The organism is Streptomyces sp. NPDC002588 (genome assembly GCF_040295925.1).
In the GTDB taxonomy this organism is placed as follows: domain Bacteria; phylum Actinomycetota; class Actinomycetes; order Streptomycetales; family Streptomycetaceae; genus Streptomyces.
Window position 1 is genome coordinate 347,760 of the sequence record NZ_JBEOWF010000002.1, and the last position, 15,120, is coordinate 362,879.

The following is a 15,120-nucleotide window of genomic DNA, read 5'->3' on the forward strand; positions in this document are numbered from 1 at the left end:
ACGAGCCGGGGCAGTTGCGGGGACCAGCCCTGGGGAGGCGGATCCCTACTGCTTGGGCGCGCCGACCGGCTTTCCGTCGGGGGCCACGGCGTACCAGGTGCCGCCGACGCCCTGGCCGTTGATGTCACCGGGGGCCTTGTCACCGGAGAAGGTGTAGATCGGCCAGCAGTTGACCGTCTGCTGCTTGACGCCGTCGGGCCGGGTGAAGCTCATCAGGCCCTTCTTCACGACGCCCTCGGTGTCGTTGGTCTCGACGGGGCCGACGGCCGGCCACTTCTCCAGGCACGCCCCGACGCAGGCGGAGACCGGCTTGGGCCAGGCCTCGTCCTTCAGGAAGCGGTAGACCGTCATGCCGTTCTTGTCGACGACGATGTTGCCGAGGTTGGGGTCCTTGCGGACGGACAGACCCGGCAGGTCGGACTCCGCCTTGGCCTTCTTGCCGTCGGGGGCCAGTGCGAACCACTTGTTGCCCACGCCCTGGCCGCTGGTGTCGCCGGCACTGGCGTCCTTGGCGTAGTAGTACGCCGGCCAGCCGTCCACGGTGAGCTGCTTGGTGCCGTCGGAGCGGGTCACCTCGCCGAGCAGCGACTTGTCGATGCCGTCACCGGCGCTGACGTCGTCGGCGGAGACCGGCGGCCAGGTGGTCGCGCAGTCGCCGTCGCAGTTCGACTTGGGCGGCTCGGCGGTGTCCGCGTCGAAGCGGTAGAGCGTCTTGCCGTTCGAGTCGGTGAGGATCTTGCCGAGTTCCGTGTTGGTGGAAATGGCCAGCTCGCCCGCAGTCTGCGTCGAGGCGCCACTGCCCGCGGCGCCGGACGGGCTGGCACTGCTGCCCGTTCCGGCACCGACGCCACCACTGGTGTAGCCGGTGCCGCTGCCGACACCGCCGACGGTGCCGGCCGCGGCCGTGGCACCGACGTTCTGGCTCGACGCCGAGGTGCCGCTTTCCTGACCGCACGCCGTCGTCAGCGTCAGCACGGCCACAGCGCTCGCCACGAGTGAGGCGCTCCGCCAGGAGGTCTTCATCGTAAACAACTCCCGCATAGTCCTGAGATGTTGCAGCGCCCTGCTGCGCCGCCGCACGGCACTGGGTACGCACGGCGACGGCCGTTGTGTTCAAACGCGGCACAAAAAACTTTCGGACACTTGTGAAGGGGCCCTCGTCGAGCCACGCGGCGCGGTGGTAGGGCGATGCCCGACGGAGTCGTACGGACCCGCCCGGAGTGGAGGTGCGAACACCCGGCCGCCAAACCTCCTGCCGCGCACGTCCCCCGTTCGGGGCAATCCCGCGGCTCATCGGCGTGGGCCGCGGCGGCAGGCCGCATGATCTGCGTCGTGCATGGACCCGAACCGACCCGATCCGCCCTCGTCACCAAGGTGTTGCCCCTGGTGACCGCGGCCTGGATCCTCGCGGCCGCGCCGGCCGGGGTGGCCGCGGCCGACGCCTGCGCGTACGCCTCGACGGGCCCGGGCGGCATCACCGCGGTGGCGGTGGCGGGCGGCCACGGCCTTCCCACGGCGTCGACGCCGCAGATGCCCACGGTGTGCCCGGTGCCGACGCCGCCACCCCCTCCACCGCCGTCTCCGCCCCCGAAGCCGGAACCCAAGCCCAAGCCCACGCCCACCCCGAGACCGACACCCGAGCCCACCCCGAAACCGACGCCGCCGGCACCCCCGCCGCCCCCGAGGCCGAGCCCCACACCGCCGGCGCGGCCCACACCCGCGCCGCCGCTCGCCCGGCCGGCCCCGCCACCGCCGCCCGAGCCCACGCCCACTCCCGAGCCGACGCCGTCCCGTACGCCGCCCAGGCCCACGCCGCGTCCCTCGGCGACCCCCGTCAGCTACCCGGCCTACCACGCGCCGCCGCCCCGGCGGCGGTCCGGCAGCCGTACGCCGCCGGTCACCTACGTCCTGCTCATCACCGTGCCCGCGCTGGCCGCCGTCGCCGCGCTGCGGCCGCGCTAGTGACGGCGATCCTGGAGGCATCTCTTGCCCGAATGGCTTGTTCTCACCCTCGCGATGCTCGCCGCCTGCGCGGTGGTGATCGTCGTGACCTTCGTACGGGACCGCGCCGCTGCCGAGGACGAGGACCCCTCCGAGACCCCGGACGTCATCGAGTACATGACGATGTGGATCGGCGTGGTGTACGCGATCGTGCTGGGCCTGGCCATCGCCGGTGTCTGGGACGCCCGGGGCAGCGCCGAGGACCACGTCCAGGCCGAGGCCCAGGCTCTGCACGAGATCTCGGAGCGGGTGCGGGTGTACCCGCCCGCCGTCCGTGACCGTGTTCGGGACGATGTCAACGCCTATGTCGGACACGTCGTCACCACCGAGTGGAAGTCGATGGCCGACAAGGGCGAGTTGACGACGCACGGGGACGAACTCCTCCAGCGCGTCCGGGTCGACATCACCGACTACAAGCCGGAGAACGACTTCCAGGCACAGGCCTACCAGCCGCTGCTGGACCAGATGGCCGCCGCGGACGAGGCGCGCAACGCCCGGGCCGGGTCGACCGGGGCGACCATGCCGGGGGTGGTGTGGTTCGGGCTGCTCGCCGGCGGTGTCATCACCATCGGCATGGTCTTCGCGCTGCAGATCCGGCGAACACCCCGCGAACTGGTCCTGGCCGGGATGTTCTCGGCCTTGATCGCCTTCCTGCTGTTCCTCATCTGGGACTTCGACGCGCCCTACAGCCGGGGCATCGCCGCGTCCGCCGAACCCTTCCTGCACCTCTTCCCGAACGTCGGGGGCTGACGGACCGTCCCGTTGGCGCCACCCCGATGAGGACGTCGGCCGTCGGCGTCCTCACCGGGGTGAGGTGTGTTCAGATACGGCGTTCGGCACGCCGGCGCATCCAGAACACGCCGCCGCCGGCCACGGCCGCGGCCACCAGCCCGCCGCCGATGGCGAGGTCGGTCGGCGTGGCGCCGATGGAGCTGCCACCGCCGAGGCCGCCGCGGACCCCGCCGAGGACGGTGAAGGCGCGGGGGCTGGTCAGGCTGCGGCCGGAGCAGGTGACGGTGATGTCGTAGGTGCCGGGCCGGGCGTTGCCGCTGATGGTGGCGGTGCCCCTGGCGGTCTGGTTGGCGCCGTTGAGCGAGGTCAGGGTGGCGGTGCCGAAGGCGTCCGAGGTCATGGTGCCGCCGGCCGGGCAGCCGTCGACGGTGACGGTGATCTGGCCGCCCCGGGCGATCACCTGGGGCAGGACGACGATGTTGCTCGGGTTGACGTTCATTCCGTCGCGTGCCGCGGCCACGGGGGCGGCGAGGCCGAGAGCGGCGACCGCGGCGGCCGAGACCGCCGAGGCCGTCAGAAGACGAGTGGTGCGCATGAGTTCCTCCGCGAAAGGCGCCCCGGGGCCCGTCCCCGGTCTGTCGGCGAGAGAACGCCTCCCGGAACGACCCTCAGATGCCCTGCACGGGCCCGCATGTCGGGAATGGTCCGTCCTGGTGAGAGGACACGCCGGGCAAAAAGCATGCAAAGGGATATCGCCGCAGGTCACGGACCGTCAGAAAATTAGTTTCGGCGGCGACTCGGATGGCGCACCGAAAGGCGCGGGGGCCACCCGTTCGCGCTCGAGCCGTCGCCGGTTCCCGATGCGGGACTTAGCGTTCTGGTATGCGCTGAGGGACACGGCGACGGCCGTGTCGAAAGGGGATGCCGCATGTCTGGGTACGAACTGTTCGAGGTGACGGAAGGGGAGGATCGGCCGAAGAAGCGTGCCCCCTGGGGTGTGATAGCGCTCGTTCTGCTGACCGGTCTCGCGCTCATCCGGAATGGTTCGGGGGAATTCGACATCGGCCCGCCGCAGCCCGCCGCGGCCGCGGCCGCGGACAGCCGCAGCACCCAGGACGTCCTCGGTGGGGCACCGGCCGCGCTCCCGTACGGCGTGCCCGACCGGGTCCGGATTCCCGCGATCCGGGTGGACGCGCCGGTGATTGCGGTCGGTCTCGACGCGGACGGCTGGGTGGCCGCCCCGCCGCCGGAGGACCCGAATCTGGCGGGCTGGTTCACCGGTGGTGTGTCGCCCGGGGAGAAGGGGACGGCGGTCGTGGTCGGCCATGTCGACAACCACCTCGGACCGGCCGTGTTCTACGGGCTCGGGGCGCTGAAGAAGGGAAATCGCGTCGAGGTGGCGCGCCAGGACGGAAAGACCGCGGAGTTCGAGATCTACGGCGTCGAGGTCTTCGCGAAGAACAACTTTCCCGGGGACCGTGTCTATGCCTCCAAGGGCTCTCCCGAACTCCGGGTGATCACCTGTGGCGGCGGCTTCTCCAAGGCGAACGGATACGACGGGAACGTCGTCGCCTTCGCCCGCCTGGTCGAGGTCCGCTGAACGGTCCCCGGCCGGGCGGGCGGGGGCGGCCCGGCTCAGGTGTACTGCCGCTGGGGGACGGTGATGTGGTAGCCGGAGTCGATCAGCCGGGGGAGGTAGCGGCGCAGGGCCCACACGCTCTGGGTGCGGTCGCCGCCGGCGTCGTGCGAGAGGACGACGACGCCGGGAGCGGCGCCGCTCTCGACCCGGTCGACGATGGAGCCGGTGCCGGGAGTGGTCCAGTCGCGGGTGTCGATCGTCCAGGCGAGAGGGTCCATGCCGAGTTCGGCGCCGATCTGGAAGGCGGCCCGGTTCCAGGCTCCGTAGGGGGCGCGGAACCAGCGGGGGCGCTGCCCGTACCCCTCCTCGATCACCTCGCTGGTACGGGTCATCTCGGAACGGATCCGGCGCCGGGTGAGGGTGGTGAGCAGGGGGTGGGACCAGGTGTGGTTGCCGACGACGTGCCCCTCGTCGGCCATCCGGCCCAGCAGGTCCTGGTGGTACGCGGCCATCTCGCCGCACACGAAGAACATCGCGCGGACACCGTACTCGGCGAGGGTGTCGAGGATGTGCGGGGTGTAGCGGGGGTCGGGGCCGTCGTCGAAGGTCAGCACCATGGTCCGGCCGCGGCCGGAGATGTTCAGCAGGGGTTCGCGGCGAACCGGGGGGCGGGCGGCCTCGGGGCGCGGGGGGCCGTATCCGGTGAGGGGCTCGAGGCGGTAGGCGGAGGGTTTCAGCGGAAGGCCGCGGGCGGTCCCGCCCGCGGTGGGCGGGGCGGCTCCGCCCGCCTTCTCGTCCCATGCGAACAGCCCGGCCGTACCGGCCGCCCCCACCAAGGCGGCGGCACCGACGGACAACGCCCGGCGGCGGGTGAACAACTGATCCTTCTTCATGCACTCATCAGTCGCCCGCCGGACGCCCGGCGCAGCACCACGACACCGCTCCGGCGGCACGATTCCACCCGCCCGGCGCAGCCCCGCGTGCGCGGCTGCCCAGACCGCCGGCGGGGGGCATCGCGTCCTCGTGGGCGCCCGGCTCGGTGAGGCGGCGGCGTGGTGCGGCCGGTTCGGCCAACTCCGGTCGGACGGTGCCCGGTTCGGTGCCGCGGGTGAGCGGAGCGACGCCGGCGGGGAAGTCCTGTCGGAAGGCGGGGAGGCCGGGCAGGCCAGGCCCCGTCGAGCGGACCCGCGCCCGGGCCGGACCCGGGGGTTCCGATAGCCTCGGGCCGTGACGGAACAGCACTCGCACCAGCCCTCGCAGGAGCCCTCGCAGCGGTTCGAGCGGGGCACGGACGGCCCCAAGGTGATCCTGGTCGGCGTGGACGGCTCCGACTCCTCGCTGCGCGCCGCGGCCTACGCGGGCGGCCTGGCCCGCCGCCAGCACGCGCTGCTCGCCGTGGTCTACGTGCAGCCGGTGATGGCGGCGGGAGCGGCGTTCGGGGTGCCCGTCGCGGAGACGACCGGGCAGATCGCCGACGACCTGGTCGCGCAGATCCGGGAGGCCACCGAGGGCGTGCGCGGGATATTCGACGTGCGCTGGGAGTTCCACACCTTCCAGGGCGACCCGTACAGCGGCCTGGCGAGGGCCGCGGACGAACTGAAGGCCGACGCGGTGGTGGTGGGCGCCTCCGAGCGGACAGGGCACCGGATCGTGGGCTCGGTCGCGGTGCGGCTGGTGAAGGCGGGGCGGTGGCCTGTGACGGTGGTGCCGTAGGGCGACGGCCGCACGACCGCTTCCGGACGCTCCGGCTGAAGACGTTCGAGTCCGGTGACGCCGACGGCCGACCGGTCCGGGCCCGGCCGGCTACTCCCCCATGACCAGCCCGTCCTTCGCCGCGCCCCGGCTGAGGACGACGTCCCGGATGCGGTCGCGCACACCCTGGACGCCGGCGCCGTTCGCCATCGCCTTGCCCAGGTCGACCACCCGGCCCGCGTCGACGTCGAACAACTGCGGCAGGAACTCGGCCCTGCGCACCTCCCAGCGGCCGCCGGGCCGGGCCGGCGGGGCGAAGGTGAAGCGGGCGACGGTGGACTGGTTGCCGCGCGGGTCCTGGACGCCCTGCTGGTTGAACATCTCACCGGCGATCTGGTCACCCAGTCCGTAGACGACCCAGGTGCCGTTGACCTTCTCGTACGCCTGCGGCACATGGGTGCGGGTGCCGAGCAGCAGGTCGACGTCGGGCCGGCCGTCGGTGCGGGAGGCGGTGAGGCCGCGGGCGAGTGCCTGCTGACGGTCGTCCGGCGCCTCCTGCCATTCCGTGCCCCAGTGCAGGGACACGACGACCACGTCGGCGCCCGCCTTGCGAGCGGCCCTGGCGTCGGCCAGGATGCGGCTCTCGTCGACGAAGTCGACGGTCCAGGGCTGGCCCGGGGGCAGCGGGTAGTCGGTGCCGTTGGTGTAGGCGAGATGGGCGACCTTCGCCGGGCCCGCACGCAGCAGGGTGACCGTGCCGGCCTCGGCCTCGGTGCGGGCGGTGCCGGCATGCCGTACCCCTGCGGCGTCGAGGGTGTCCAGGGTGCGCTGGACGCCCGGGGCCCCGTCGTCGAGGCTGTGGGCGGAGGCGGTGGAGCAGCCGTCGTAGCCGGTGGCGGCGAGGGCCTGGGCGATCTCGGGCGGGGACCTGAAGGCGGGGTAGCCCGTGTAGACGCCGTTCGCGCCGTAGACGGTCTCCATGTGACACAGGGCCAGGTCGGCGCCGGAGACGACCGGCTTGACGTCCTCGAACATGGGGCGGAAGTCGTACCCCGCGCCTCCGGCGTCGAACTGCGCGCGTTCGACGACCGAGCTGTGCGGGAGGACGTCGCCGGTGGCCACGAGGGTGAAGCCGGCCGCGGCGGAGGGGGCCGGCGGGCCGGGGTGCCGGGCCGGGCTCTCCTCGCGGTCCTGGCAGGCGGCGGCCGCGGCGAGGACGGCGGTCAGGGCCAGGGCCACCAGGTGTCTGCGTCCGACGATCACGGGATCACCCCAATTCTGCTGGATCCGAGGAATCCGAATAATCTGATGGTTTGTCATATTTACGCACGCAACACTCCTAGCGCATGAGCCCGGGCGCGCGGCCCCGGCACTCCCTGCGCCCCGCCCGATGCCCGCGATCGGCGTAAGCGGCGACCGTTCGTCGAACCGTTCGTCGACGCGATCGACCGTCCGTCGCAGAGTCCGTGTGCGCACCCTGTCCGGATCCGGCCCCTTGCGGTGCCATACGCCCATGACCGCCGGAATCACCCTCCCCGCCAGGACGACGACCGCCGAGCACGAGCTCGCCGCACTGCAGCGCGAGCACGGCCGGCCGCTCTTCGCGCTGCTGCTGAGGCTCTGTGACGGCGACCGCCAGCGCGCCGAGGACCTCGTGCAGGAGACCCTCGTCCGCGCCTGGCAGCACCCCGAGGCGCTGCGTGCCGACACCTTCGACTCCGTACGGCCCTGGCTGCTCACCGTCGGCCGGCGGCTGGCGATCGACGCTCGGCGGGCCCGGCAGGCGCGCCCTGCCGAGGTCGGCGACGCGGTGCTGGAGAACGCGCCGGACTGCGCCGACCACGCCGAGCGGGCGGCCGCGGCCCTCGATGTGCGCGAGGCTGTGAAGACACTCACTCCGGAGCACCGCGAAGTCCTGGTGCTGGTGTATTTCCAGGGGGCGAGTGTGGCGGAGGCCGCGGAGACCCTCGGAATCCCGCCCGGTACCGTGAAGTCCCGCGCGTTCTACGCGCTGCGCGCCCTGCGTCGGGTGCTTCCCGGATACGCGCCCGACCTGGACTGAAACCCACAGTCGAGTCAAGCCTCCGTAAAGTGCCTTGCCGAGGACCCTGCTTGAGTAATCGGGTGTCCTTATCCGTGTTCCGGATGGGGCCCGCCACCGGACTCCAAGGGGTCCCGGCGACGGGCGACGCGCACGCACCGGAGGAAGGCAGGAAGGGATGCTGCACAGAGGTCACCAGAGCACGGACGGCACCGGCGGCGGTGAACTCACCGTCCCCATGGCCTGGTTGTACGCCGAGTACATCGCCGACGAACTGCTGCGGACCGGCGATCTGATGCCGCCGACGTCCTTCGAGTTCCGCGCCGGGCGCGACGCCCTGGCGCTCACCATCTTCCTGTCCGACACCGACGGTGAGCTCCCCGGCATCCGGGTGGTCACTCAACTGGAGACCTGGCTTTCGCTCACGGCGTACGACCAGCCGTGGCAGGACTGGGTCGCGGAACGTATGGAACAACTGACGGCCGAGGCCGCCGAGGCGGAGGGGCCCGCACCCGATCTGGAGCTGGCCGCGGCGGCCTGGCGGTGGCTGGAGGAGACCGAGCTGCTCGCACCCGACCTCAACGCGGTGCCGGGCGGTGCGCCGGGCCTCGGCGAGGACGAGGGACCCAAGGTCTGGACGCCCGCCTGGCAGCTCGGACTGCCCCTCGGACACCTCGCCATCCATCTTTTTTAGATCGGGACCAATCCGGGGGCCCGGCCGCTCCGAACACTTGGGTCACGATTCGGTACGCGGCTGAGTGATTCAGGTGCCGGGCCCGTACCGGTGGGGGCAAGGAGCAACCCCACTGGCACCCAACGGCACGAGGTTTCGGCATGAGGTCCCTGGAAAGGCATCGCGACGTCGCCGCGTACGCGCTGGGCGTGCTGGACGAGGCGGAAGCCTTCCGCTTCGAGGACCACCTCATGGAGTGTCCCCAGTGCGCGGCGCAGGTCACCGAGTTCGGCCCCACCGCCCGCCAGATGATGCTCTACCGGCGGGCGACCCCGCGCACCGTGCACCCCTTCGCGGGGCCGGGCCCGCGGCTGCTGGACAAGCTGCTCGCCGAGGTGGCCGTCCGCCACCGGGCGGCCCGGCGGCGGGTGATGTTCGCCCTGGCCGCGTCCGTGGTGGTCGCCCTGGCCGCACCCGCGCTCGCCATGATGGCGGGCGGCGGCGGTGACGACGCCGACGCCGTGCGGGTCACCGCCACCGACGAGAAGTCGGGAGTGTGGGCCCAGGTGACGGTCGAGGACAAGGTGTGGGGCAGCGACATCGAACTGAAGGTGAAGGACGGGGCGGGTCCGCGCGACTGCCGGCTGATCGCCATCGGTCACGACGGCTCCGAGCAGACCGTCACCAGCTGGTCCGTTCCCACGCACGACGCCCGCCCGAACACGATGCACGGCGGCGCCGCCTACCACCCCGACGAGGTCGCCCGGTACGAACTGCGCACCACCGGCGGCGAGCACCTGGTGACCCTGCCCTCGCAGTGACCCCGGCACGGCGCGCTGGACATGGGCCCCTCCACGGGGCAGCGACAGCGGTCGTCGGCCGGGACGGCCGGGCGGCAAGCAGTTCGGCGACATGACGCCGTCGCCGCCGCCGCGATGATGTGGATTCCGACGAATGATTCCCGATCGTCTGTTCCAGCATGTTTGCGCGAAAACGAAGGCGCAAGCCGGGCGAGGAATCCGCAAGTTGAATCCCGCACGATTTCAGCAGGTTGAATATCGCGCACTGGCCCGGTACGCCGCCCGTGATTTGCGGCGGCGCCCGCCACGGAAGAAAATATTGCTGACGGCGTGGAACCACCGGACGTGGAGCCACCGATGGAAAACACTTTGCGAATCGACGTGACCCAAGAGGGCGCGGACCCCGAAGAGATCGCGGAACTGACCGAATTCCTGCGCCAGGAACTTCTGCAGCTCGACGTGGACTACGTCAGGCCCGTCACCGGCGAGGAGGAAGCCCCGCCCGGCACCCGGGCGCTGGACATCCTCGTGATCGGAGGCCTTCTGGTGGGCCTGGGCAAATCGGCCGCCGCCCTGTCCCAGATCGTGAACGCCGTCCGTGAATGGCGCAGCCGCTCCCACGGCTCCCGCCCCACCCTGCGGCTGAAGCTGGACGACGACGAAATCGAGATCTCCGAGGCGACGACGGAACAGGTGGAAGAGGCGTTCAACCGGTTCATCGAACGCCATTCCACCATCGAGGCCTGAGCCATGACCACCACCCGCCATGCCCTGATCATCGCCAATGACCGGTACGACGACCAGGGGCTCAAGCAGTTGCGGGCACCGGGGAAGGACGCCACGGCCCTCGCCGGGGTGCTGCGGGACCCCGAGGTCGGCGATTTCGAGGTCGAGGTCATGGAAAACAGGTCCGTCCAGGAACTGCGCCGGTGCATCCAGGCCTTCTTCAACAAACGCGTACGCGACGACACGCTCCTGGTGCACTTCTCCTGCCACGGGCTCAAGAGCGAGTCCGGCGACCTGTACTTCGCCGCCAAGGACACCGACCACGAACTGCTGGACGCCACCGCGATTCCCGCCCAGTTCGTCCGTCGCTGCATGGCCGACACACGGGCGGGCAGCACCGTCCTGTTCCTCGACTGCTGCTACGCGGGCGCCTTTTCGCGGGGGTCGTCCACCCGCGCCTCCGGGAAGGTGCACGTCCTCGAGTCCTTCGCGGGCGAAAAACCTCCCGGGGGTCGGGGCAGGGCCGTCATCACGGCGTCCAGTTCCATGGAGTACGCCTTCGAGGGTCCCGACCTCACCGATTCCGCCCCACAGCCCTCGGTGTTCACCCACGCGGTGGTGCAGGGACTGGAGACCGGCGAGCCGGATCGCAACGGAACCGGCGAGATCACCCTCGACGCTCTCTACGAGTACGTCTATGACCGTGTCCGGGAGGCGAACCCCCACCAGACACCTCAGAAGAACGTGGAGATGGAGGGGGAACTGCGTCTGGCGCACAGCCTGCGCGGCCGCATCAAGATCGTCCAAGTGGACTCGCCCGAGTCCCTGCGGGCCGACATCCACAGCGACAACCTCAACACCCGGCAGGGCGCCGTCGTGGAACTGCGGCGCCGGCTGAGGAGCGAGTACCTGCCCGTGGCGGAGGGCGCGCGCCAGGACCTCGAGGAGATCGCGCGCAACGATGTCCACCAGGTCGCCGAGGAGGCGCGCAACGCACTGCGCAAGATCCGTGTGACGCCTTCACCGAGCAGGCTGGACTTCGGCCGGGTGGCGCGGGGGTCGCAACCGCCGCGGCAGTCGGTGACCCTGGGCGGCCCGCCCCTCGCCCGGCACTGCGTCGCCCAGTCCACGCAGTCCTGGCTGCGGGTCGAACCGGTCCCGGGCGGTCTGAAGGTCAACGTGGACACGACCACCGAGGGGCAAAGGTCCGGTGACATCGTGCTCAAGGGCGTCGCCGACGACGCCGTGGTCCACGTGGAGGCGGTGGTGACCCCCGCTCCCGGGCCGGACGTCCCCGACCCTCCCCGGCGGCCGCCGCATGCCGGTACGGACACGGCGGTCATCGACTCCCGATCGTCCGTCAGACGCACGCAGAAGACGGTCACCGTCGGCCCTCCGCCGCCGCCACCGCCACCGCCGCCCCCACCCCCACGCGGGTCCCGCCGGATCCCCGCACCGGCCCTCGCCGGCGCCGCCCTCGCGCTCGCCGTCACGGCGATCGTCACCGTCGTCCTGGTCCTCCGGAAAGCGGCGGACGCCGTGGACATGCGGCTCGACGACGGGCGGGAGGGGCAGATCGAGTGGTACGTCCATGATCTCGGCGTGCTCGTGCCGCTCACCGTGGCCCTGATCACCGCACCCGCCGCACTCGTCCTCTGCGGGCTGGCCCGGCACGACCTGGGCGCACGGCAGGACCGCTACCCGGAGTCGGCGTCCCGCACCACAGGAGCCCTCGTCTCGTGGGCGAAGGGCCTGGCTCTCCCGTCCCTGGTCCTGGCCGTGGTCGCCCTGGTGACCTACCTCGTGGGCAGCGCCCACTGGTGACCTACTTCAGCAGCCGCGACAGCCGCCGGTCGGCGAGCGGCCTGCCACCCGTCTGGCAGGTGGGGCAGTACTGGAGCGAGGAGTCGCTGAAGGAGACCTCGCGGACGGTGTCGCCGCAGACCGGACAGGGCTCGCCGGTGCGTCCGTGGACCCGCAGGCCGCTCTTCTTCTCGGCCTTGAGGCGCCCCGCCGCCAGCCCCCGCGAGCGCTCCACCGCCTCGGTGAGCGTGGTGCGCAGCGCCTCGTACAGGGTGTGGGTCTCCTCGGGGGTGAGCGAGGCCGCGAGTTTGAAGGGGGACATGCGGGCCGCGTGCAGGATCTCGTCGCTGTAGGCGTTGCCGACGCCGGCGATGAGGGTCTGGTCGCGCAGGGCTCCCTTGAGCTGCCGTCGTTCGCCCGCGAGGAGAGCGGCGAGGCGCGGCTCGTCGAAGTCGGCGGCGAGCGGGTCGGGGCCGAGCCGGGCCACGCCGGGGACCTCCTGCGGATCGTGCACCACGTACACGGCGAGCCGTTTCTGCGTGCCGGCCTCGGTGAGGTCGAATCCCTCGCCCGTCTCCAGGGCGACCCGCAGGGCGAGAGGCCCCTTCCCGGGGCGGGGCGGGCCGTCCGGCAGCCGGTCCTTCCAGTGCAGCCAGCCCGCGCGGGCGAGGTGGGTGACCAGGTGCGGTCCGCCGTCCGTCACCAGGTCGAGGAACTTGCCGTACCGGCGCACCGCGGTGACCTCGTGGCCCTCGACGGCGGTGAGCGGAGGGTCGTACGTCTTCAGGACGCTGATCGCGACCGGCAGCACACGCACGATCTCGTGGCCGACGACGTGCTCCGTCAGGAAGTCCTTCAGCGCTTCGACCTCGGGGAGTTCCGGCATACGTCCAGAGTGCCACGAGGGGTCCGCGGTCCTCCGTCAGCGGTCCTCCCGTACGACGAACTCGCACCACACGCACTTGCCGCCGCCGCGCGCCTCCACGCCCCACACGTCCGACAGCAGGTCCACCAGGAGCAGACCCCGTCCCGAGACGCCCGACTCGCCGGCCTCCCGGCGGCGCGGCAGGGCGCTGGAGGAGTCCTCGACCTCGACCCGCAGCCGCCGCTCGCGGCTGCCGGTGAGGACCCGCAGGGTGACGATCGCCGCGCCCTCGGTGTGCATGAGGGCGTTGGTCACCAGTTCGTCCGCGACGAGTTCGATCTCGTCGGCGCGGCCTTGGCCGTCCCAGGCGCGCACGGCGGCGCGGATCATGTGCCGGGCCGCGGTGAGCGCCTCGGGGTCGCCGGGCGCCACATGCTGCTGGAGCCGGCCGCCGCTGCTCGGGGTGTCCTGGCCGCGCCGGCGCAGCAGGAGCAGGGCGACGTCGTCGTCCCCGCCGCGCTCCTCGGCCGCTTCGATCAGCCGGTCGGCGAGGCGGCGTACGTCGTCGGGGCCGGCGGCGACCAGCGAGGCGAGGCCGCGCATGCCGTCGTCGAGGTCGGCGCCGGGCTGTTCGACGAGGCCGTCGGTGCACAGCAGCAGAATCTCGCCGGGGTCGAGTTCGACCTTGCCCACCGGGTAATCCAGACTGCCGAACTCGGCGGACAGGCCCAGCGGCAGCCCGCCGGGGACCGGGACGCGCCGGCAGCTGCCGTCCGAGCCCCGTAGCAGGGGGTCGATGTGGCCGGCCCTGACCACCTGGACGACGCCGGTGGACAGGTCGGCCTCCGCGTAGAGGCAGGTGGCGAAGCGGTCGGTGTCGAGTTCGTGGAGGAAGACGGAGGCACGGGCCATCACGGTGGCCGGGGTGTGCCCCTCGGCGGCGTAGGCCTTCAGCACGATGCGCAGCTGGCCCATGACGGAGGCGGCGTGGGTGTCGTGGCCTTGGACGTCGCCGATGACGGCACCGACACGGCCTCCCCCGGAGGGGGTACCTCCAGGCAGCGGGATCAGGTCGTACCAGTCGCCGCCGATGTCCCGGCCCAGCGACCCGCCGATGGTGGCGGCGCGGTAGCGGACCGCGACGTCGGCGCCGGGCACGCTGGGGATGGTGCGCGGCAGCATGGCCTGCTGGAGGCTCTGGGCGATGTCCTTCTCCTGCTCGTAGAACATGGCCCGCTGCAGGCTCTGCGCGATGCTGCTGCCGAGGGCGACGAGGATGTTGCGTTCGTCCTGGGTGAAGCCCTTGCGGTTGCTGTAGAGCAGGCCCATCGCGCCGATCGGGCGGGCCTGGACGATCAGCGGCAGATAGGCCGCCGCGGTGATCTTCAGGTCGGTGATGTGCGGCCACAGCACGGGGTAGCCGGCCGCGAACTCCTCAGGGGACTCGATGAAGCGCGGGGTGAGGGTGCGCACGACCTCGCTCATCGGGTACGGCTCGTCTATCCGGGTGACGAGGGTGCCGGGCACGAAGCTGCCCTCGGGGCCCTCGGCGATCAGCCGGATACGGCCGGCCTCCACCAGGCCCATCACGAGGCTGGTGGCGCCCAGATGGGTGAGACCCTGGGTGTCCTTGAGGACGTCGATGACGTCCTGCACGGTCCGGGCGTGCGCGAGGGCGGCCGTGGTGAGCTGCACGACGTTGGTCTGCTCGCGGCGCGCGTCGTCGAGGGCGGCCGACTCGTCCCGGGCGGCGAGGTCGCTGAGCTCGTCGGTGGCGTCGCGGACGATGCCGACGATCCGGCGGGGGCGGCCGGTGTCGTCACGGCGGATGCAGCCCTGGGTGTGGGTCCAGCGCAGACCGCCGTCGCGCAGCCGCATGCGGAAGTAGGCGCCGTAGTTCTCGCTGCCGTCCTTGATGGCCTGGGCGACCAGCTCGTCCAGCCGGATGGCCTCGTTCGGGGGGACGCGGACGGAGAGGGAGGCGGGGTCGCCGTCGTACTCGTCGGGCCTGAGGTCGAAGATCTCGTGCGCGCGGGCATCCATGTGGAACAGCCCCGAGTCCAGGTCCCAGTCGAAGCTGCCCATGCGGTTGAGCGCCAGGATCGGATCCGGGTGGGCCGGCCAGTCGTCCGGGAGTGACAGGGCGCTCGCTCCCCGATCAACCATGGGCCCACCTTGCCAGCATTTGCCGGATTCTTCGACCCGGGG

General features: G+C 71.8%; 15 protein-coding genes. 9 read left to right on the top strand and 6 right to left on the bottom strand.

The annotated features are described in order from the left end of the window. Positions 1-45: 45 nt before the first annotated feature. Entirely contained in the window at positions 46-1,023 is a 978-nt protein-coding gene (locus ABT057_RS04280) for an SCO0930 family lipoprotein (RefSeq protein ID WP_352340887.1), read from the bottom strand. A gap of 309 nt (positions 1,024-1,332) precedes the next feature. On the opposite strand from ABT057_RS04280, the gene ABT057_RS04285 reads away from it, so the two are divergent. After that, positions 1,333-1,962 carry a hypothetical protein gene (locus tag ABT057_RS04285; RefSeq protein WP_352340888.1) on the top strand — a complete coding sequence of 210 codons (630 nt, stop codon included), beginning with the start codon at positions 1,333-1,335 and terminating at the stop codon, positions 1,960-1,962. Between the two features lie 24 nt (positions 1,963-1,986). After that, positions 1,987-2,751, top strand: coding sequence for a bestrophin-like domain (locus ABT057_RS04290; protein WP_352340889.1), 765 nt, complete (start codon positions 1,987-1,989; stop codon positions 2,749-2,751). A 70-nt stretch (positions 2,752-2,821) separates the two neighbouring features. Here ABT057_RS04290 and ABT057_RS04295 read toward each other — a convergent pair whose 3' ends face one another. Next, positions 2,822-3,328: a hypothetical protein gene (locus ABT057_RS04295; protein WP_352340890.1), complete on the bottom strand. Its 507-nt coding sequence runs from the start codon at positions 3,326-3,328 to the stop codon at positions 2,822-2,824. A 333-nt stretch (positions 3,329-3,661) separates the two neighbouring features. Between ABT057_RS04295 and ABT057_RS04300 the strand changes: the two genes are divergently transcribed. Further along, complete coding sequence (locus ABT057_RS04300; protein WP_352340891.1) at positions 3,662-4,333, top strand: class F sortase; 672 nt, start codon at positions 3,662-3,664, stop codon at positions 4,331-4,333. A gap of 35 nt (positions 4,334-4,368) precedes the next feature. On the opposite strand, the gene ABT057_RS04305 is transcribed toward ABT057_RS04300, so the two are convergent. Further along, positions 4,369-5,205, bottom strand: a complete 837-nt coding sequence (locus tag ABT057_RS04305; RefSeq protein ID WP_352340892.1) for a polysaccharide deacetylase family protein — start codon at positions 5,203-5,205, stop codon at positions 4,369-4,371. A 334-nt stretch (positions 5,206-5,539) separates the two neighbouring features. Between ABT057_RS04305 and ABT057_RS04310 the strand changes: the two genes are divergently transcribed. Beyond that, positions 5,540-6,025 (top strand): universal stress protein, encoded by a 486-nt coding sequence (locus ABT057_RS04310; protein WP_352340893.1) that lies wholly within the window; start codon positions 5,540-5,542, stop codon positions 6,023-6,025. Positions 6,026-6,115: 90 nt separating this feature from the next. Here ABT057_RS04310 and ABT057_RS04315 read toward each other — a convergent pair whose 3' ends face one another. Then, a complete protein-coding gene (locus tag ABT057_RS04315) occupies positions 6,116-7,264 on the bottom strand; it encodes a CapA family protein (protein WP_352340980.1) in 1,149 nt (382 codons plus the stop codon). A gap of 253 nt (positions 7,265-7,517) precedes the next feature. Here ABT057_RS04315 and ABT057_RS04320 point away from each other — a divergent pair, with 253 nt between their 5' ends. The 5 genes from ABT057_RS04320 to ABT057_RS04340 all read left to right on the top strand — a co-directional run bounded on the left by ABT057_RS04320 (position 7,518) and on the right by ABT057_RS04340 (position 12,068). Continuing rightward, positions 7,518-8,066 carry a sigma-70 family RNA polymerase sigma factor gene (locus ABT057_RS04320; protein ID WP_352340894.1) on the top strand — a complete coding sequence of 183 codons (549 nt, stop codon included), beginning with the start codon at positions 7,518-7,520 and terminating at the stop codon, positions 8,064-8,066. Positions 8,067-8,223: 157 nt separating this feature from the next. Then, positions 8,224-8,739, top strand: coding sequence for a hypothetical protein (locus ABT057_RS04325; RefSeq protein WP_352340895.1), 516 nt, complete (start codon positions 8,224-8,226; stop codon positions 8,737-8,739). 140 nt (positions 8,740-8,879) lie between these two features. Next, positions 8,880-9,539 (top strand): zf-HC2 domain-containing protein, encoded by a 660-nt coding sequence (locus tag ABT057_RS04330; RefSeq protein ID WP_352340896.1) that lies wholly within the window; start codon positions 8,880-8,882, stop codon positions 9,537-9,539. A 309-nt stretch (positions 9,540-9,848) separates the two neighbouring features. Beyond that, entirely contained in the window at positions 9,849-10,265 is a 417-nt protein-coding gene (locus ABT057_RS04335; RefSeq protein ID WP_352340897.1) for a hypothetical protein, read from the top strand. 3 nt (positions 10,266-10,268) lie between these two features. After that, positions 10,269-12,068 carry a caspase family protein gene (locus ABT057_RS04340; protein ID WP_352340898.1) on the top strand — a complete coding sequence of 600 codons (1,800 nt, stop codon included), beginning with the start codon at positions 10,269-10,271 and terminating at the stop codon, positions 12,066-12,068. A 1-nt stretch (position 12,069) separates the two neighbouring features. On the opposite strand, the gene ABT057_RS04345 is transcribed toward ABT057_RS04340, so the two are convergent. Beyond that, positions 12,070-12,933, bottom strand: a complete 864-nt coding sequence (locus ABT057_RS04345; RefSeq protein ID WP_352340899.1) for an Fpg/Nei family DNA glycosylase — start codon at positions 12,931-12,933, stop codon at positions 12,070-12,072. 36 nt (positions 12,934-12,969) lie between these two features. After that, a complete protein-coding gene (locus ABT057_RS04350) occupies positions 12,970-15,078 on the bottom strand; it encodes a SpoIIE family protein phosphatase (RefSeq protein ID WP_352340900.1) in 2,109 nt (702 codons plus the stop codon). Positions 15,079-15,120: the final 42 nt, after the last annotated feature.